Raw genomic sequence first — 18548 nt, forward strand, 5'->3', positions numbered from 1 at the left:
AAGATGCGGGCTAAGCCGCCTGTCCCAACGCATTTGCGTTCTACAGAAGAGTTTGGTTGCGCAGTGTTTCACCTGCGAAGGTTTTAGATTGCAGGGCTGTTACAAGAACTTCTCCAACGTAAATGGTGCATATCACACGTGTTACGGATATGTTTCGTCAGTCCCGTCCACACCTTCAGTCCCGTCCATACCTTCCGAGCCAGCCAAAGGACCACACCGCGATGACCACCAGTCCCGAATCCCGCATGGCTGAAGGGGCCCGGACTACAAAAGTCCGGCTACCCCGGGACATCAAGGTGATGCTCGTCGCCGCGTTCCTCATCGCCTTGGGATTCGGACTTGTCGCTCCGGTCCTGCCGCAGTTCGCCACGACGTTCGACGTCGGCGCCACGGCTGCCGCCGTCATCGTCAGCATCTTTGCGTTCATGCGGCTCATTTTCGCCCCGGCGGGTGGCGCCCTTATCGGCCGCTTTGGCGAGCGGAACGTCTACGTGTCCGGTCTGCTGATCGTGGCAGCGTCCACCGCTGCCTGCGCGTTCGCCCAAAACTATTGGCAACTACTGATCTTCCGCGGCCTGGGCGGGGCTGGTTCGGTGATGTTCACTGTTGCCGCCATGGGCCTGCTCATCAAGCTTGCCCCGCCCGAACGGCGGGGGCAGGTCTCAGGTGCCTACGCCTCTTCGTTCCTGATCGGCAGCGTGCTCGGTCCCGTGGTGGGGGGCCTCCTGGCCGGGTTCGGGCTCCGCGTTCCCTTCCTCGCATATGCCGGTGCATTGTTGGTGGCGGCCCTGGTGGTACGCACGAGCCTTAGCGGAGAAGGAAATATCTCCCGGGAAGGGCCCGCTGCACCGGCGATGAACCTGAAGGAGGCGCTGGCGGACTCGGCCTACCGCGCGGCGGTGTTCTCCAGCTTTGGCAACGGCTGGGTGACCTTTGGCGTTCGCATGGCCACCATCCCGTTGTTCGCCGCTGCCGCACTGCGATCCGGTCCCGGAACCGCGGCCTGGGCGTTGGCCGTCTTTGCCGTGGGCAACGCCCTGTCCTTGACCTTTTCCGGACGTCTTGCCGATGCCTGGGGACGCAAGCCCCTCCTGATCCCCGGCCTGCTTGTGACCGGGCTGGCAACCGGAGTCATCGGGTTGACGTCCGGCGTACCAGCCTTCCTTGCGGCTTCGGCCGTGGCAGGCTTCGGCTCGGGCCTTCTCGGACCGGCCCAGCAGGCCGCGGTCGCCGATGTCATTGGCCGTGGCCGCTCCGGAGGGAAGGTGCTGGCCGTCTTCCAAATGGCTTCTGACACCGGCGCCATCATCGGCCCCGTAGTGGCCGGGCTCCTTGCCGATCGCTTCGGCTACGGGTGGGCGTTCGGCATCACCGGCGGAGTGCTGGTCCTGACGGCTGCCGCCTGGCTGATGGCCCGTGAACCGCTGAGGAACCCGCAACCTCAATCCACAACGGGTTCGTTGGGTTAGTTCAGCAGCGCGTCCACGAAGCTTTCTGCGTCGAAGGGGGCGAGGTCATCCGGGCCTTCGCCCAAGCCAATGAGTTTCACGGGGACACCCAGTGATTTCTGGATGGCCACCACGATCCCGCCCTTTGCCGTGCCGTCGAGCTTGGTCAGCACGATTCCGGTGATGTTGACCACTTCAGCGAACACACGTGCCTGGTTGAGGCCGTTTTGTCCTGTGGTCGCATCGAGGACCAGCAGGACTTCGTCCACCTCGGCCAGCTTCTCGATGACGCGTTTGACCTTGCCGAGCTCATCCATCAGGCCGGTCTTGTTCTGCAGGCGCCCCGCGGTATCGACCATCACTACGTCCACTTCCTGGTCGATGCCCGCCTTGACGGCCTCGTAAGCCACAGAGGCAGGGTCGGCGCCGTCGACGTCGGACTTCACGGTCGGGACGCCCACGCGCTGGCCCCAGGTAGCCAACTGCTCGGCAGCGGCTGCACGGAAAGTATCGGCGGCACCAAGCAACACATCTTTGTCTTCGGCTACGAGGACGCGCGCGAGCTTGCCCACCGTGGTGGTCTTGCCAACGCCGTTAACTCCAACAACAAGCACGACGGCGGGACGGTCGGCCTTGCGGGTCACGTTAAGGGAGCGGTCCATGTCCGGATCCACGAGCTTGACCAGCTCTTCGCGCAGCATCGCCTTGACATGTTCGGGGCTGCGGGTGCCGAGGACCTTGACCCTTTCACGCAGCGCGTCCACAAGTTCCATGGTGGGCTCGGTGCCGAGGTCGGCCATCAGGAGGGTCTCCTCCACCTCGTCCCAGACGTTCTCGTCGATCTTGTCACCGGACAGGAGGGCCAGGAGGCCTTTGCCCAGGATGTTGTTGGACTTGACCAGCCGGGCACGGAGGCGGGTGAGCCTGCCATCCACTGGTGCCGGAGTATCCCTGGGTATGGTCTCCAAGCCGGCGGCGTCATCGGGAACGTCGACGCCCTCGGTGGCGCCATCGAAGGTGGGAGCGGGGGCGGTCACCGAATCGGGGCGGTCCTCCACAAGGGTTCCGCCGCCTGCTGCCGACGACTGGACGGGATCGTTGGAATCACGCGTTCCGGAGTACGTGGCCCCGGACTTCCGGGCCTTCACCAGGACCGGCACGAGTCCGCCGACCACCACGAGCGCAGCGACAATGGACAGAATTATGGGTAGGAAATCGTTCACCCCACTACCCTCTCATAAAGCTATGCGCCGGCACCGAGCCTTTGGCTGATCACGGTGGACACGCCGTCGCCCCGCATGGTCACCCCGTACAGCGCGTCAGCGACTTCCATGGTCCGTTTCTGGTGGGTAATGACGATCAACTGGCTGGATTCACGGAGTTCTTCGAAGATGGTGATCAGCCTGCCAAGGTTGGTGTCATCCAGCGCGGCTTCAACCTCGTCCATGACGTAGAAGGGCGACGGGCGGGCCTTGAAGATTGCCACCAGCAAAGCCACGGCTGTCAGGGAACGCTCACCCCCTGACAGGAGTGAAAGCCTCTTGATCTTTTTCCCTGCGGGCCTGGCCTCAACCTCGATGCCGGTGGTCAGCATGTCATCGGGGTCCGTGAGCACCAGCCGTCCTTCTCCACCCGGGAAAAGCCTGGCGAAAACGTGGTCGAACTGTGCCGCCGTATCGGCAAATGCCTCCCTGAAAACCTGTTCGACGCGGTTGTCGACCTCTTTGATGATGTCCAGCAAGTCCTTTCGGCTCGCTTTGAGATCTTCGAGCTGGGAGCTGAGGAACTGATGTCTTTCCTCAAGGGCCGCGAACTCCTCCAAGGCCAATGGATTGACTTTCCCCAAGGCAGCCAATTCCCGTTCAGCTTTCTTCAGGCGTTTCTCCTGTTCCGCCCGCACGAACGGAACTCCCTCCGCCACTGCTTCGCCGTGCTCATCGACGGAGACCCGGAGTTCCGCCCATTTGTCGGGGGTCGAAACCGGCAGTGCAGGCACGGGCAGGTCAGGACCGTAATCGGCGACGAGTTGCTCGGCGGAAAGCCCCAATTCTTCGATGGATCTGCTTTCCAAGGCCTCGATGCGCAGGCGCTGTTGGGTCCGGGCCATCTCATCCCGGTGCACCGAATCGGTCAACCGGGCAAGCTCACTGGCCAAGGCCTCGTTTCCCGCCCGAACCTCGGTCAGCTCCTTGTCCACCAGTTCGCGCCGTTCCTCGGCGAGGTCGCGTTCACGTCCGGCCTCTGCCAAGGAAATGTCCGCGAAAAGGAGCGTCCGCTCCACCGCGGCTGCCACCGCAGCTGCGCGTTGGGCTTGGGCCCGGCGTCGCTGGGCCCGCCTCGCCGCTTCTTCACGGGCACGGCGTTCGGTGGCTGCGGCCCGTTCAAGGGATGTGGCCCGATTCACCAAGGCGCTTACTTGCTCTTCGGCGGTACGAAGAGTCAGGCGGGCTTCTGTTTCCCGGGAGCGCGCAACCCGTGCCTGCGCTGCGAGCTCGTCGCGCTGATCGGTGGACGGCTCCTCCTCCGGGGCTTCCTGGGCCGCAGCCAGGCGCTCGGCTGCGACTTCCAGGTCCAGTTGGGCCGTAGCAATGTTCTCCTCGGCCTTGGCCATGGAAGCAGCAAGCCTCTCACTTTCGCCAACGGCGCTGCGAAGGACCGAGTTCAGGTGGCCCAGGCGTTCAGCAACGGCAGCGAGGCGGGCGTCGGATTCGTGCAGCCGTTCCAGCGCCGCATCAGCCCGCTCCTGCGCTTCGGCGCGGCGCGACTGCGCACCTGCCAAGGCGAAACGACCCCGTTCCAGACGTGCCGTGACCTCTTGAAGGCGGGCAGCGGCGTCGTCCATTGCCGCCTGGATCTCCAGCAAGGAAGGCGCGGTTGCCGAACCTCCGGTGACCGTCAAAGCGGTGAAGATATCCCCTTCGCGCGTGGCAGCGATGAGGTGCGGCTGCTCGCGCACCACCTCAGCAGCCACGGCCACGTCCTCGACGACGACCGTCCGGGCAAGGAGCTCCAGCGCACCGTGAGCGGCCGGATCCGCAATGGTGACGACGTCGGCGGCCCACCGGCACCCGGCAGGAAGCGGGCTCGCTTGCAGGGCGCTCCCTTGTTCCCGGACTTCGGGATTCGGATTGCTGGCGAGCAGCAGCGCCGCGCGTCCGGCGTCGTCGTCTTTCAAGATCCTCAGGGCTGCAACAGCGCCGTCCAGGTCCGCCACCATCAAAGCATCCGATGCGCTGCCAAGCGCGGCCGCTATGGCCGCCTCGTACCCCGGTTCAATCGCTACTTGCCCTGCGAGCGCCCCGAGGATCGCTCGGCTGCCGGCGGACAGCAGGTGCTGGGAACCGTCCTTGCGGCTCATTCCAAGTTCCAGTGCATCCCGCCGCGCAGCGAGGGCATCGCGCTCACGGACTGCGTCCCGTTCGGCTGCTTTGAGTTCCTCGATTTCGGCGAGCACCGCGTCGAGGGCCGCATTGGCGTCCTCGTACTCCGCGTCCAAGCCCTCTTCGCCATCCTCTGCCCCGGCCACTTGCGACTCGAGGGCCGTGAATTCGCTCTGGGCCTTACGACGGCGTTGGTCGCCTTGCGTGAGCGATTCCCGTAAACGTCCGAGTTCAGCCTCCGCCGCCTCCGCGCGGGACCTGGCTGCGGCAACCTGACCGGCAAGCCTGGCCAGGCCCTCCCGGCGATCAGCAGCGGCCCGCAACATTGCTGTGAGCCGTTTGTCTTCGGCCGCGGCGAGCGCTTCGGCTGCGTCCTTGGCCACGGTTGCTTCAAGAAGTGCTGCCTGCTTGGTTTGGATGTCCAGCTCAAGTGCGGCTTGTTCTGCGCGGACCCGCGCTGCCTGGTGTTCGAGCTGTTCCGGGTCCCTCCCTGGATCCGGCGCGGAATCGGAGGAGCCCAAGAGACGACGGCGTTCTGTCGCCAGGGATCCCAGCGATCGGAGCCGTTCCCTTGCTGCTGAGAGCTGGTACCAGTGGTCCCGGGCGGCGTTAAGGCGTGGCGTTGCCTCCGCAGCCCGAAGCTCCAGGGCAGCTTGCCTGTGCCGGCCCACGGCGAGTTGCTCTTCAACGACCCCGCGGCGTTCCTTGAGCGCCGTTTCATCGGCAACGTCCCGTTCCAAGGTGGTTCGCAACTGAACCAGGTCGTCGGCGAGGAGACGGGCGCGGGCGTCCCTGACATCGAACTGAACCGTTTGCGCGCGCCTGGCGATCTCCGCCTGCTTGCCCAAGGGCGTCAGTTGGCGCCGGATTTCCGCGGTGAGGTCCCCGAGCCGGGCCAAGTTGGCCTGCATGGCTTCGAGCTTGCGGACCGTCTTTTCCTTGCGGCGGCGATGTTTGAGGATTCCGGCCGCTTCTTCGATGAATCCGCGGCGGTCTTCGGGGGTGGCGTGCAATACGCGATCAAGCTGGCCCTGTCCGACGATGACGTGCATTTCCCGGCCCAAGCCCGAATCGGAGAGGAGCTCCTGGATGTCCAAGAGCCTGCAGGGTGCACCGTTGATGGCGTATTCGGAGCCGCCTGTGCGGAACAGGGTCCGGGCGATCGTGACTTCGCTGTACTCGATGGGCAGTGCGTTATCGGCGTTGTCGATGGTCAAGGAGACATGCGCCCGGCCCAGGGGCGGCCTGCCGGATGTGCCGGCGAAAATGACGTCTTCCATCTTGCCGCCGCGCAAGGTCTTGGCACCCTGCTCCCCCATGACCCAGGCAAGGGCATCCACGACGTTGGATTTGCCCGAGCCGTTGGGACCCACCACCGCTGTGACGCCGGGTTCAAAGTCGAACGTCGTAGCCGACGCAAAGGACTTGAATCCGCGGACGGTCAAACTTTTCAAATGCAAGGCGCTTCGGATCTCCTGGCTGGCCCGGGTGTGTGTATCCCCTAAATCTACTGCTGTTTGGGTGATAACCGCGGATCCGTTGCCGGAAGGTCTTGCGGCTGGGAGGGCGCCCCACCTACACTCCTGCCAAGGGTTACTTGGCGGATGCGTTCCGGTAATCCGGCGTCGGCTTCGAAATGACAGTCGGTCCCTCGCCGGATACGGTCCAGATCTTCGGAACGACAAACCAGGAAAAGTGCCCTTGGTTCCATAACTGAAGATCTTGGTTTGACCCTGGCTGGGGAGCGGCAAGCAGGGACCGTGCGTCAAAAACGCGGACCCGTATTCGCAATTGGCGTACCACCCCAGGAGTTCTGATGCACGGTTCTTCAGCTGTCCGACCCCGGCCAATCATCAAGGGCTTCCTTATGCCCGCGGTGATCGCCACGGTCATTGCCATGCTGCCCCTCACAGCACCCCCGGCCTTGGCAGCGGGGCCGTGCGCTCCGGTGGTAAATCCCATTGCGTGCGAGAACTCCAAGCCGGGCAATCCGGCGTCGGAATGGGACATCAACGGCGCCGGGGACGACACCATCCAAGGCTTCTCCACGGACATCAGCGTTAACGCAGGCCAACCCCTCGACTTCAAGATCGATACCACCGCGGCAACGTACACCATCGGTATCTACCGCACCGGGTGGTACGGCGGAAACGGCGCCCGCAAAATAGCGGATGTCACGCCCACGGTCCTGCGCCAGAGGCAACCGGCATGCCGCACCGATGTCACCACCGAACTCTACGACTGTGGCACGTGGGCAGTATCTGCCACCTGGCAGGTTCCCGCCACCGCGGTCTCCGGGGTCTACATCGCGCTTCTCACCCGTCCGGATACCGGTGCAAAGAGCCACATCACCTTCATCGTGCGCAACGACGGCAACCACTCAGCTGTGGTTTTCCAAACCGCAGACGAATCGTGGCAGGCCTACAACACCTACGGCGGCTCGGACTTCTACCAGGGCGCAGCAAACGGGCGCTCCTACAAGGCCAGCTACAACCGTCCCGTTACCACGAGGGACGGGGTCGGAGGCAGGGATTTCTATTTCTCCAATGAGTACCCGATGGTGCGTTTCCTCGAGCAAAACGGCTACGACGTCAGCTACATCAGCGGGCTCGATGCCGACCGCAATGGTGCGGAGTTGCTCAACCACAAGGTGTACCTGTCCGTGGGCCACGATGAATACTGGTCAGGACCGCAACGGGCCAATGTCACGGCAGCCCGTGACGCCGGAGTGAACCTGCAGTTCCTTTCCGGCAATGAGATGTACTGGCACACCCGGTTTGAACCATCCTCCGTGGACGGAACAGCAAACCGTACCTTGACCTGTTACAAAGAAACGTGGGCCAATGCCAAGATCGATCCCAGCACGACGTGGACAGGCACGTGGCGTGATCCCCGCTTCGCCTCCCAAGCGAATGGCGCAGGACTCCCCGAGAATGCAGTGACGGGCACGCTGTACATGTCCAACCACTCGGACCTGGCCGTCACCGTCTCTTCCGACGAGGGCAAGAACCGGCTCTGGCGCAACACCTCCCTGACCACGCTTGCCGCCGGCACCACCGCGGCCCTGGCCCCCCACACTGTCGGCTACGAATCTGACGAGGACCTGGACAACGGCTTCCGCCCTGCCGGATTGATTGACCTATCCACCACGGTGGGCAGCGTTCCCGAATACCTACAGGACTTTGGCAACACAGTGGCTCCGGGCAACACGACCCACCACACCACCCTCTACAAAGCCGCTAGCGGCGCCTTGGTCTTCTCCGCTGGAAGCGTTCAATGGACGTGGGGACTGGACCAGGACCATGACGGCAACGGCGCCCCGGGCGATCCCCGAATGCGCCAAGCCCAGGTCAATCTCCTGGCAGACATGGGGGCACAACCAGCTACCCTGGCCGCTGGCCTCGTCGCCGCGACAGCCAGCAGCGATAAGACCGCACCAACAGTGACCATCAACGCTCCGGCCAACCCTTCGACTTTGGCACAAGGCAGTAGCGTCACAGTCACGGGCACGGCAGCCGACGTCGGCGGCATGGTTGCCGGGGTCGAGGCCTCAACCGACGGCGGAAAAACGTGGCACCCCGCCCAGGGCCGCCAAACGTGGAGCTACACCTACATACAGAAGGGCATATCCACAGCAACCATCATGGTCCGGGCCATTGACGACAGTGCCAACATCGGAACGGCCTCAACAGTGAACCTGACCGTGAACGGCCCCTACAGCGTCTTCGGACAAACGGTTCCAGCACTCGCCGATTCCGGCGACGGCGGCGCCTATGAGATGGGCTTGCGCTTCACCGCCGCAGCGGACGGCTTCATTACCGGTGTCCGCTTTTACAAGAGCGCGGCCAACACTGGAACGCACATCGGCTCGTTGTGGAGCTCCACCGGCGAGCGCTTGGCCCAGGTGACCTTCACCAATGAGACGGCTTCGGGCTGGCAATCAGCGCTGTTCAGCCAGGCAGTCCCGGTCTCAACCGGCCAGAAATATACCGTGTCCTATTGGGCGCCCAACGGGCACTACGCAAGTAAGGACTACCAGTGGGCCATTTTCGGATCCAGCGATACCCCGCTGACCGTGGCTGGCGGTTTCGGGGCTGAGCCAGCGGGTGTTTACAACACCTCTGCCGGGTTCCCCACGTCCAGCTTCAATGGCGCCAACTACTTCGCCGACGCTATCTTCAGCACGGTGGACACCACGCCCATGACAGCCACGAGTCAAACCCCGTTCCCGTCGTCGTCGAGCGTTTCCGTCAAGACGACGGTGAGCGCCGTGTTCTCCAAGCCGGTCACAGCCTCCAGTGTCCAGCTGAGCCTGCAGTCCGCATCCGGACCTGTGGCCGGAACAACGGCTTACGACCCCACTACGCGGCGGGCGACGTTCACGCCGTCGAACGATCTTGCTTTCAGCACGCAGTTCACCGCGACGTTGAGCGGCACCGATGCGATCGGCGGCCCTGTGACCTCCGGCGGTACATGGTCCTTTACGACGGCGGCGACGCTTCCGGTTCCGGGCGCGTGCCCATGCAGCCTTTTTGACGATTCCGTGACACCTGGCATCGCCGAATTGCGGGAGGGAGTTCCACTGACTTTGGGCGTGCGGTTCTCCAGTGTCTCTGCCGGTCAGATAACCGGTATGCGGTTCTACAAGTCCACGGGCAACACGGACGTCCATAATGGAGCCCTCTACACCGCCGCGGGCCAGCAGTTGGCCACTGTGACTTTCACCAATGAGAGCTCCTCCGGTTGGCAGACTGCCATGTTCAGCCAGCCCGTGCAGATGGCCGCAAATACTGACTACATCGTCGCTTACAAGTCACTCACGGGTACCTACTCGGCCACGAGCAATGGATTCGGGTCGGGCATGAGCGTTGGCCCGCTGCGGGCTGCCTCGGACGCGGGTGCCTACACCTACAGCGGCACCTTCCCCGCCTCACATTCGACCGCGAGCTATCTGGTGGACGTCATCGTCACCGTTCCCAATCCACCATTCACCGTTGGATCGCAGGCACCGCTTCCCAGCTCATCGAGCGTCCCGCTGGATACGGCCGTCAGCGCAGTACTCTCAGAGGCTGCGGTAGCGTCAAGCGTTTCCCTGGACCTCAAGGTCACTAACGGCGCTTCGGTAGCCGGGACCACCAGCTATGACCAGACGGCCCGGAAAGTCACGTTCACACCATCAGCCCCGTTGGCCGCCGGGACTTCCTACACGGCCACGGTGACCGCCACCGCTGTGTCAGGACAGCCGATGTCCAGCGGCGGCACCTGGGCGTTCACCACGGTTCCCGCGCCCAGGACTCCGGGAACGTGTCCTTGCACGCTGTTCCAGGACACCGTAACGCCTTCGACGCCGGACGCCACCGACGGTATCCCGCTGTCCTTGGGAGTCCGGTTCGCCAGCGACACGGCAGGCCAAGTCACCGGTGTCCGGTTCTACAAGGCAGCAGGGAACACGGGCACGCACACAGGCTCGCTGTACACCACATCCGGCCAACTGCTGGCAACTGTCACCTTCGCCAATGAGTCCAGCTCAGGGTGGCAGACAGCCATGTTCAGCCAGCCGGTATCCATCACCGCCAACACGGAATATGTGGTGGCGTACAAGTCACCCACAGGTAGTTACTCCTACACCGCCGGTGGATTCGGCTCCGGCTTGACCAGCGGACCGCTGCGCACAGCCTCGGATTCAGGGGCTTTCGCCTACAACAGTGACTTCCCCAGTGCTTCCTCCAGCGCCAACTACATGGTTGATCTGCTCTTCGCGGTAACCACTCCCCCGTTGGCAATTACAAGCCAGGTACCTGCGCCGGGCGCCACTGGCATACCCACCGACGTCGCTCCATCCCTGACTTTCTCGTCGGCCATCAACAGTGGCGCTTCGTTCACCCTCACGGCGAACGGCGCCCAGGTTGCGGGGACCGCGGCACTGTCAGCTGACCACAAGACGGTGACCTTCACTCCGACGGCGGCACTCCCCAACAGCACCGTAGTGACAGCAAACGTGTCGAACGTGGTGTCCGCCCAAGGCCAAAGCTTCCCGGCCACCACCTGGCAATTCACCACGGCCGACGCCTCGGCGCAACTGTCGACAATCTTCGGATCTACTGCGCCACAGGTGGCATCAGCCGCCGATGGAAGCTCCGTGGAGCTCGGCACAGCCTTTAGCGTTTCCCAGGCCGGCAACGTCACGGGGATCCGCTTCTACAAGGGCACGGGGAACACAGGAACACACGTCGGATCGCTCTGGGACTCCTCCGGGACACGGCTGGCACAGGTGACCTTCACCAATGAGACGGCCACCGGATGGCAAACTGCCACCCTGTCCGCTCCCGTTGCCCTGGCTACTGGACAGACATACGTGGTCTCCTATCTGGCGCCGAACGGGAACTACGCCTACACCTCGGCCTTCTTCAACCAGACCTGGACGAGCGGAGTATTCACGGCAAGCGGGCCAAATAATGGCCTGTACCAGTACGGCTCCGGCGGCGTGGTGCCCGCGAATTCCTGGAACGCGACCAACTACTTCGTGGATGTGGTCTACTCGACAACCAGCCAGGCGCAGGCCCAGCCGCTCGCGTCTCCGTCCGCACCGGCGTCAGCACCGGCGTCGGCCTCCCCATCCCCCACCGACACTGCTGCGCCCAGCGCCTCGCCCACGGATACTGCCTCGCCGACGCCGACACACTAACCCAGGCTCTCCGGCTAGCGAACGACGGCGGGCGACCAGGCGTGGGCGATGAATTCGCTCGGCTGGGACGTTGGATCCGTCCCCAGCTTCCAAATGTTGCTGTCGCCCTCGTTGGTCGCGTCGGGCAAGCCGTAGAGAAGGTTCTGGTTGTCGAGCCACTCGATTTGGTCGTCCACGCTGTGTTTCTCGGAAAGTACGGTTTCTTTTCCCGTAGCCAACTCCAGCACCGCGACATTCCAGTGCGGGGTTTGGCTCCCGCCAACGTTCTTCTTATACGCGATACGGGTGCCGTCAGGTGAGATCGAGGGGCACTCCACGTTGTCGTGGACGGCCGTGAGGGTCCTTCCGGACAGGCTGCCCCGAACCAGCCAGATGCGGCCCTCGGATGCAGCCGTGGCGTAGAAAGTGTCAGCCTGGCCAGGCACGAACGTCACACCCCAGATGTTCCTGTCCTCGGGTTGGAGCCGTGAGCCGTTGACGAGGAGCGCAAAATCTTCAAGGTTTCCTGTGCTTCCGGACGGGACCGTGATCTCGGTTGTGGTGGAGAAGCCGGTGGATCCATACGAATGGCCCGTGACGAAAACCGTCGTCGCAACCATGGATCCATCCGGGCTGATCCGCGTCCGGCTGGGAATTCCAGGGAGCGGCCACGAGCGCTGTTGCTCCCACTGGCCATTGAAGGTGACCGCTTGAAACGATGTCTGTACCCCCCGGTCCGTCCTGAGGCACACAACACTGGTCCTGGTTCCGTACACCCGATCGCAGGACTGACCGCTCAAGTCACGGGCGCCGCCCGGATTTGACAAGGGAACGGTTGCCGCGTCACCGTATCCTGCGCCAGAGGCGGTGTTCCGGAACAACACGAACGGCACGTTAGGAAGGTGCTGTGCGGTGGTGGCGCCGCCCGATGATGTTGCTGTTCGGCTTTCTTCAAATCGCTGGTAGGCACCAACTCCATAGGCGCCCGCACCCACCAGAGCCAATGCGGTGACCACAAGGAGAATGCCCCATCGCAGCTTCCCGCCGCTTGGTGTCCCGTTTCCCCTCACGCCACCCCGTTCATGCGTTCCCCTAACCCGCCGCCGTGTGCAGGCTACCCAGAAGCTCGAACCGTGAATCACCGGTTCCGGTGGTGGACACCGACACTGTGACCACATCTGCGCCCCGGACAAATCGAGCCGCCAGCGATCCGTTCGTGGCCGGTGCATCTTCGGACCAGAAGCCGTGGGCGGCCAACGATTGGCGGAACGAGTCCAAAACATTCGCCTGGGATGCGGAAAGGACTCCGTCTGCGGCGAGCTGCAGAACGGTGCCGGACCCGGACACCGAAGTAGAGCCGATGGTAGTCCCGGCGGGAAGGGCCAAAACCCCGTCCGGCCACCCTGCGACCACTGTTCCGGTTGCCTTCGCCGCTGGCGGTAGGGCCCCGGTGATAAGGGGGGCGGGCGCGGACGGCGCGGGCAAGCCAGTGGGACTTGCCGCAACAGGTGGAAGCACCTCCAAGGGCTTGGCGGGGTTGGCAGTGCTGCCCGGATTGGCGGTGCTCCCCGGATTGGCGGTGCTACCCGTGCTCCCCGGGTTGTTCCCACCAGCGGTGCTCCCCGACGCCGTGTTACTGGCGTTCCCTTGCTTGGCGGGAGCTCCTGAAGCTCCGGGGCTGGTAGGAGCAGAAACCGGTGTGGAGCGGCCCATTTGGTCCAGTACCAAGGCCGCGGCGACTATCACGAGCGCGAGGCAAATCCCCGCGAGGACAAGCCGCCTCGCCGTCATGGCCTCTCCGTCAAGCTCCGCATGGGGACAGTCTGCCATCGCTGCCCGAATTGGGGAACAGTTTTCGCCCTACCAACGACCATTCCGCGGCCGGGGTTGGCACGCCGGGCAGGTGTAGGAAGACCGGTTCATGAACTGTTCCCGCTTGATGGTGCTTCGCAGTCCCAGCGATTCGCAGCGGGGACACAACTCGCCGGCCCTTCCATAGGCGTTCAGTGAACGGGAAAAGTAGCCGGAGTCACCGTTGACGTTGACGTAGAGCGAGTCGAAGCTCGTCCCTCCCGCCGCCAGGGCCGCGTCCATGACTTCTTTCACCGATTCCACGAGCCGATGGGCATCCGCGCGACGCAAAGTATCGGTAGCACGGGCGTAATGCATGCGGGCGCGCCACAGTGCTTCGTCGGCATAGATGTTTCCGATGCCCGAAATGACCGATTGATCCAGTAAGGCCCGCTTGAGGCCTGTTTTCCGGCTCTTGATCTTCCGGTAGAACGCTTCGAAGGAGAAGTACGGATCCAAGGGATCGCGCGCGATGTGCGCGGCTTCGGCGGCGATCTCCGGCAGTGGAGTTTCTCCCAAGCCGCCTGGGCCGTCGTCCAGGGTCGGAACCAAGGTTGCGATGAACAGGCCACCGAAAATGCGTTGGTCCACGAACCGCAACTGCTCCGGCATTCCCTCTGAGGGACTGAGCCGCAGCCGGACTTTGAGGTGTTTCTCATCCGGGACGTCAGGATCCTGCATGAGGAGCTGCCCGCTCATTCCAAGGTGGGCCATGAGGGCTACCCTGGGGAGCCGGTCTTCACTGGTGGTGCCGATGCCGTCTGCGCTCTCCATTGCCAACGGCATCCAGAGGAACTTGCCGCGCCTGACCACGTCCAGCACTGTGGCCTGCTCCAAGTTACCGATGAAGTCCTGAGTACCCAGCAGATGGCGCCGGATGGAACGAACGTCCAGGACTTCGACGCCGGTGATGGTGCGGCCGCGGACCCAGCGGGCCAACCCGCGGCGCACCACCTCTACTTCAGGAAGCTCCGGCATGGCTCAGGAGGTGGGTCCGGCCGGGGCCTGATCCAATGCTTCGGACGGCACGGAGAGTGCTCGCCAAGCATCCGCGGCGGCCTCCTGCTCTGCCTCTTTCTTGGAATGGCCTCCACCACGGCCGTAGGGAACGCCGCCAATGTTCAGCACAGCCTCGAAAGTCCGGGCATGGTCCGGGCCGGAACCTTCCACCGCGTAGTGGATCGCACCCAATTGCCTGCTGGCGGCAAGCTCCTGGATGCTCGTCTTCCAATCCGTCCCCGCGCCCAAGGCACCAGCGTCCTTCAACAGGGGTCCGACCAAGCGCATTACCAACTTGCGGGCCGTCTCCATGTCATTGGACAGGTAGGTTGCCCCGATCAGGGCTTCCATGGTGTCCGCCAAGATGGAGGCCTTGTTCTTGCCATTGGTCAGCTTCTCGCCTTGCCCAAGGTAAATGAACTCGCCGACGCCGATCTCCCGGCCGATTCCAGCCAGGGCGCGGGTGCTGACGACGGCGGAACGCCGCTTGGCCAGCTCACCCTCGGGAAGGTCCGGGTTATCACGGTAGAGCGAGTCAGTGACGGAAAACCCCAAGATGGAGTCGCCGAGGAACTCGAGTCTCTCATTCGTGGGGATCCCGCCGTTCTCGTACGCATACGAGCGGTGCGTCAGGGCAAGACGAAGCGTCTCGGTGTCAATGGAGACACCGAGACGCTTCAGAAGCTCTTCAGTTGAAGACATCCTTATCAGCCTATGCGGCAGATTAGGCGTCTGCGACCTTGCGGCCCTTGTATTCAAGGAACAGCGCGGTGCCGGCGGAGTCGGTGACGACCTTTGCCTGGTGGGGCAGGCTGTAGGTAACCTGTCCGTTTTCGATGGTCTTGACCAAGTTGGGGGCAGTTGCCTTCCACTGGGCACGGCGGGCGCGTGTATTTGCGCGAGACATTTTCCGCTTGGGAACAGCCACGGCTATCTCATTTCTCTCTTAGACGAACACTTACTAATCGGTTTGCCGGTCAGTCTTAGCCAGATCAGCTAGGGCAGCCCAGCGAGGGTCAATGACCTCGTGGTGGTGCCCCGGCTCGTCTTCCAGGCGTGCTCCGCATTCGGAACAAAGGCCCTGGCAGTCTTCCCGGCACACCGGCTGGAACGGCAGCATGGTAACCACTGCGTCCCGCAACACCGGTTCAAGATCGATCAGATCGTACTCGACTCGACGTTGCTCTTCATCGTCTTCTTCACCTGAAAGTTCAAGACCTTCATAGAAGAAAAGTTCTTGCACATTGACCTCAAGGTCATACGCAAGGGGATCCAGGCATCGACCGCATTCGCCGGTTACTTCGACGACGACGATTCCAGATACCAGAATTCCTTCGTGTACGGCCTCAAGACGAAGATCGAGCTCGATGTCCGAGCCTTCCTTTACGCCAATGAGCGCCACACCAAGGTCACTTGGCGCAGGTACATGTTCGTTGAGTGTCCGCATGGTCCCTGGACTGCGTCCAAGGTCCTTGACTACCAACGCCAAGGGCGAACTTGCATCTCGCTTAATGAGAACTCCTGTAGAACATATGACCGACGTACCATCTTAGCCTGATCACGCTTGAGGACTCAAACTGACTCCGGGCGGCCAAAAGGCACTGTTAGATGCACTAATGAACGAGGTACCGAACAAGCCTACCCTTTACGCGGCGGTTCCTTCGCAGGCTCGCTCGCCAGCAACCTCTTCAGCACTGATTTGGGGACGAAATCGGAGATGTCCCCTCCCAGCACATTGACCTCTTTGATCAAAGTGGATGACAGATGCAGGTAGTGGGCTTCAGCTGGCAGGAAAACCGTTTCGACGCCGGCCAACTGCCGATTCATGGTGGCCATCGGCAACTCGTAATCGAAGTCCGAGGATGAGCGCAGGCCTTTGACGATGGCAGAGATTCCACGGTGCCGGCAGTACTCGGCAAGGAGTCCTTCCCCCATCGGTTCCACGATGATGCCCCGCAACGAGGCCAAGGTTTCCCGTGCCATCTCCATGCGGTCCTCGAGGCTGAACCGATACTTCTTTGCGTAGTTGGTGGACACGGCCACTATGACCTCGTCAAACAACCCGGCCGCCCTGGCAATAACTTCAAGGTGTCCGTTGTGAATGGGGTCGAAGGATCCTGGGCATACCGCGCGTCTCATGAATCGAACCTACCCCATGGAAACACCGGGATACCATGACTGACATGGCATCCCGAGGCAGTAACAGCGAACCCTGGCAGCGAGCCGCCCTTGGCGCAAACCTCCTGTCCCCCGACGGCCAGTTGGGAGTCACCATTTTCGAGGAAATGACCACCTTGGCCACCTCCACAGGTGCCATCAACTTGGGCCAGGGATTTCCGGATGAGGACGGCCCCGCTGAGATCAAGGCTGCAGCACAGGCCGCCATAGCTTCGGGAGCAAACCAGTACGCGCCCGGTAAAGGTATCGCCGTGCTCCGCGAGGCCGTGTCCGCCCACCAAGAGAGGTTCTACGGGCTGGCAGTTAATCCCGAAACCGAAGTGCTGGTCACCACGGGCGCCACCGAGGCAATCGCTGCTGCACTTCTGGCCTTTGTCCAACCCGGCGATGAGGTGCTTACTTTCGAGCCCTTCTACGACTCGTACGGCGCCATCATTGCCATGTCCGGAGCAACACACGTGACCGCGCCCCTGCTGGCCCCGGATTTCCTCCCGGACCCCGAGGTCTTGGCCGACGTCTTCAGCAGCCGCACCAAGATAGTTCTCTTGAACAACCCGCATAACCCCACCGGTGCCGTGTTCCCCCGGCAGGTGCTCGAAAGGATCGTGGCTCTCGCCGCTGCGCACGGCGCGCTCATCATCAGCGACGAGGTCTACGAACACCTCACGTTTGATGCCCGCCACATACCAATCGCCTCCCTGCCCGGAGCCGCCGAACGTACCCTGACCATTTCCTCGGCGGGAAAAACGTTCTCCTTCACCGGATGGAAGATCGGGTGGCTTACCGGGCCGGAGCACCTGGTCGCAGCAGTCCGCACAGTCAAGCAATTCCTGACCTACAGCTCCGGGACGCCTTTCCAATCCGCCATTGCCTTGGGCCTGGCACTTCCGGATGAGTTCTATGCCGGTATCGCGGCCTCTTTGCGGAACAAACGCGACATCCTTGCCGCCGGACTGCGGGCCGCCGGATTCGATGTCTACCTCCCCAGCGGCACGTACTTCATTAATGTTGATACCGCTCCCTTGGGAATCGAGGACTCAGTGGACCTGGCGCGGCGCCTCCCCGGGCTGGTCGGCGTGGCTGCCATCCCGGTGCCAGTCTTTTGCCATGCCGAAGGAGCCAAACGAACACGGAGCCTGTTGAGATTCGCCTTCTGCAAGAAAACCGAAGTCCTGGAAGAAGCAGCCGGACGCTTAGCAAAGCTCAAGGACCGGCTCTGAGCGGCACCGGCATGGACCCCCACGAGGGCAGCCGATTCCTCCGGACCACCGGCCAACACGCCACCATCAGCGCCGATTCCTTGGTTGAAGGCAGCTACATCCTCAGCATTGGCGGGGCAGAGCAGTCCCACGTCAACATCGCCCACCCCTCGGAAATCTTCTACGAATACCTGCGCAGGATCGGCCATGTAGTTGACCTGGCTGCGGCGCCCTCAGTGCCGGTGACAGCCCTGCACCTGGGAGCCGGTGCCCTGACCCTCGCCCGCTACATCCAAGCTACGCGGCCGGGCTCGGAGCAATACGCAGTTGAACTTGAACGCGAACTCCTCGACTTTGTACTCCAAAGACTGCCCATGCCGTCAGGCACAACACTGCACCAGTACATCGGAGACGCCCGGGCAGCGCTGAGTGACCTGCCCGCGGAGGCGCGGTTCGACGTCGTGATTCTCGATATCTTCTCCGGACCTGAGGCGCCGCCACATATAGCCTGCAGGGGTTTTTACGAGGAGGCCGCGGCACGCCTGAATCCAAGCGGCGTGCTGATCGTGAATGTGGGCGACGAACCAGCCCTATCGCTTGTACGGAGCCAGGTAGCCGCCCTGCGCGAGGCCATGCCGGACGTTGCAGCGTTCGCCGAGACAGGGATGTTCGCCGGAAAATATCCGGGCAACATCATCCTGGTGGGCACACTGGGGCCGTGGCCCCAAGAATGGACCGCCGAACTCCTGGCGAAGGGACCTCATCCGGCGAGCGTGCTCAACGGTGTGGACTTGGACCGGATTACGGGCCGGCCTTCACCTCGTTAGGG

The 18548-nt window shown here is 62.9% G+C and carries 13 protein-coding genes; 4 read left to right on the forward strand and 9 right to left on the reverse strand.

Annotation, left to right across the window (positions count from 1 at the left end):
* Window positions 1-221: 221 nt before the first annotated feature.
* Window positions 222-1469, forward strand: a complete 1248-nt coding sequence (locus tag QRN42_RS05355) for an MFS transporter (RefSeq protein ID WP_284978267.1) — start codon at window positions 222-224, stop codon at window positions 1467-1469.
* Here the strand turns inward: QRN42_RS05355 and ftsY are convergent.
* A complete protein-coding gene (ftsY, locus tag QRN42_RS05360; protein WP_284978268.1) occupies window positions 1466-2671 on the reverse strand; it encodes a signal recognition particle-docking protein FtsY in 1206 nt (401 codons plus the stop codon). The two genes, QRN42_RS05355 and ftsY, sit on opposite strands and share 4 nt — an antisense overlap.
* A 20-nt stretch (window positions 2672-2691) precedes the next feature.
* Window positions 2692-6288 carry a chromosome segregation protein SMC gene (gene smc, locus QRN42_RS05365; RefSeq protein ID WP_284978269.1) on the reverse strand — a complete coding sequence of 1199 codons (3597 nt, stop codon included), beginning with the start codon at window positions 6286-6288 and terminating at the stop codon, window positions 2692-2694.
* Between the two features lie 356 nt (window positions 6289-6644).
* On the opposite strand from smc, the gene QRN42_RS05370 reads away from it, so the two are divergent.
* Window positions 6645-11513 carry a DUF4082 domain-containing protein gene (locus QRN42_RS05370; RefSeq protein WP_284978270.1) on the forward strand — a complete coding sequence of 1623 codons (4869 nt, stop codon included), beginning with the start codon at window positions 6645-6647 and terminating at the stop codon, window positions 11511-11513.
* A gap of 14 nt (window positions 11514-11527) precedes the next feature.
* On the opposite strand, the gene QRN42_RS05375 is transcribed toward QRN42_RS05370, so the two are convergent.
* The 7 genes from QRN42_RS05375 to coaD all read right to left on the reverse strand — a co-directional run bounded on the left by QRN42_RS05375 (window position 11528) and on the right by coaD (window position 16481).
* Window positions 11528-12562, reverse strand: a complete 1035-nt coding sequence (locus QRN42_RS05375) for a TolB-like translocation protein (protein WP_284978271.1) — start codon at window positions 12560-12562, stop codon at window positions 11528-11530.
* A 22-nt stretch (window positions 12563-12584) separates the two neighbouring features.
* Window positions 12585-13283 (reverse strand): hypothetical protein, encoded by a 699-nt coding sequence (locus tag QRN42_RS05380; protein WP_284978272.1) that lies wholly within the window; start codon window positions 13281-13283, stop codon window positions 12585-12587.
* 69 nt (window positions 13284-13352) lie between these two features.
* Entirely contained in the window at window positions 13353-14321 is a 969-nt protein-coding gene (mutM, locus tag QRN42_RS05385; RefSeq protein WP_284978273.1) for a bifunctional DNA-formamidopyrimidine glycosylase/DNA-(apurinic or apyrimidinic site) lyase, read from the reverse strand.
* Window positions 14322-14324: 3 nt separating this feature from the next.
* Complete coding sequence (gene rnc, locus QRN42_RS05390) at window positions 14325-15044, reverse strand: ribonuclease III (protein WP_284975225.1); 720 nt, start codon at window positions 15042-15044, stop codon at window positions 14325-14327.
* A gap of 22 nt (window positions 15045-15066) precedes the next feature.
* Entirely contained in the window at window positions 15067-15270 is a 204-nt protein-coding gene (rpmF, locus tag QRN42_RS05395) for a 50S ribosomal protein L32 (protein ID WP_011775139.1), read from the reverse strand.
* A gap of 33 nt (window positions 15271-15303) precedes the next feature.
* A complete protein-coding gene (locus QRN42_RS05400) occupies window positions 15304-15831 on the reverse strand; it encodes a YceD family protein (protein WP_284978274.1) in 528 nt (175 codons plus the stop codon).
* Between the two features lie 149 nt (window positions 15832-15980).
* Window positions 15981-16481 (reverse strand): pantetheine-phosphate adenylyltransferase, encoded by a 501-nt coding sequence (coaD, locus tag QRN42_RS05405; protein ID WP_284975223.1) that lies wholly within the window; start codon window positions 16479-16481, stop codon window positions 15981-15983.
* A 35-nt stretch (window positions 16482-16516) separates the two neighbouring features.
* On the opposite strand from coaD, the gene QRN42_RS05410 reads away from it, so the two are divergent.
* On the forward strand, window positions 16517-17740 hold the full coding sequence (locus QRN42_RS05410; protein WP_284978275.1) for an aminotransferase class I/II-fold pyridoxal phosphate-dependent enzyme: 1224 nt from the start codon (window positions 16517-16519) through the stop codon (window positions 17738-17740).
* A gap of 11 nt (window positions 17741-17751) precedes the next feature.
* The gene (locus tag QRN42_RS05415; RefSeq protein ID WP_284978276.1) at window positions 17752-18546 is read left to right on the forward strand and encodes a spermidine synthase; all 795 of its coding nucleotides are present in this window, start codon (window positions 17752-17754) and stop codon (window positions 18544-18546) included.
* The last annotated feature ends 2 nt before the right edge of the window (window positions 18547-18548 follow it).

It is taken from the genome of Arthrobacter sp. fls2-241-R2A-200, from assembly GCF_030209745.1.
Lineage (GTDB): Bacteria > Actinomycetota > Actinomycetes > Actinomycetales > Micrococcaceae > Arthrobacter.

Excerpts from the sequence above, each read along its gene's own strand:
- QRN42_RS05355 (WP_284978267.1), top strand. The coding sequence starts at position 222 with ATGACCACCAGTCCCGAATCCCGCATGGCTGAAGGGGCCCGGACTACA.
- QRN42_RS05370 (WP_284978270.1), top strand. The coding sequence starts at position 6,645 with ATGCACGGTTCTTCAGCTGTCCGACCCCGGCCAATCATCAAGGGCTTC.
- QRN42_RS05380 (WP_284978272.1), bottom strand. The coding sequence starts at position 13,283 with ATGACGGCGAGGCGGCTTGTCCTCGCGGGGATTTGCCTCGCGCTCGTG.
- mutM (WP_284978273.1), bottom strand. The coding sequence starts at position 14,321 with ATGCCGGAGCTTCCTGAAGTAGAGGTGGTGCGCCGCGGGTTGGCCCGC.
- rnc (WP_284975225.1), bottom strand. The coding sequence starts at position 15,044 with ATGTCTTCAACTGAAGAGCTTCTGAAGCGTCTCGGTGTCTCCATTGAC.
- coaD (WP_284975223.1), bottom strand. The coding sequence starts at position 16,481 with ATGAGACGCGCGGTATGCCCAGGATCCTTCGACCCCATTCACAACGGA.
- QRN42_RS05410 (WP_284978275.1), top strand. The coding sequence starts at position 16,517 with ATGACTGACATGGCATCCCGAGGCAGTAACAGCGAACCCTGGCAGCGA.
- QRN42_RS05415 (WP_284978276.1), top strand. The coding sequence starts at position 17,752 with ATGGACCCCCACGAGGGCAGCCGATTCCTCCGGACCACCGGCCAACAC.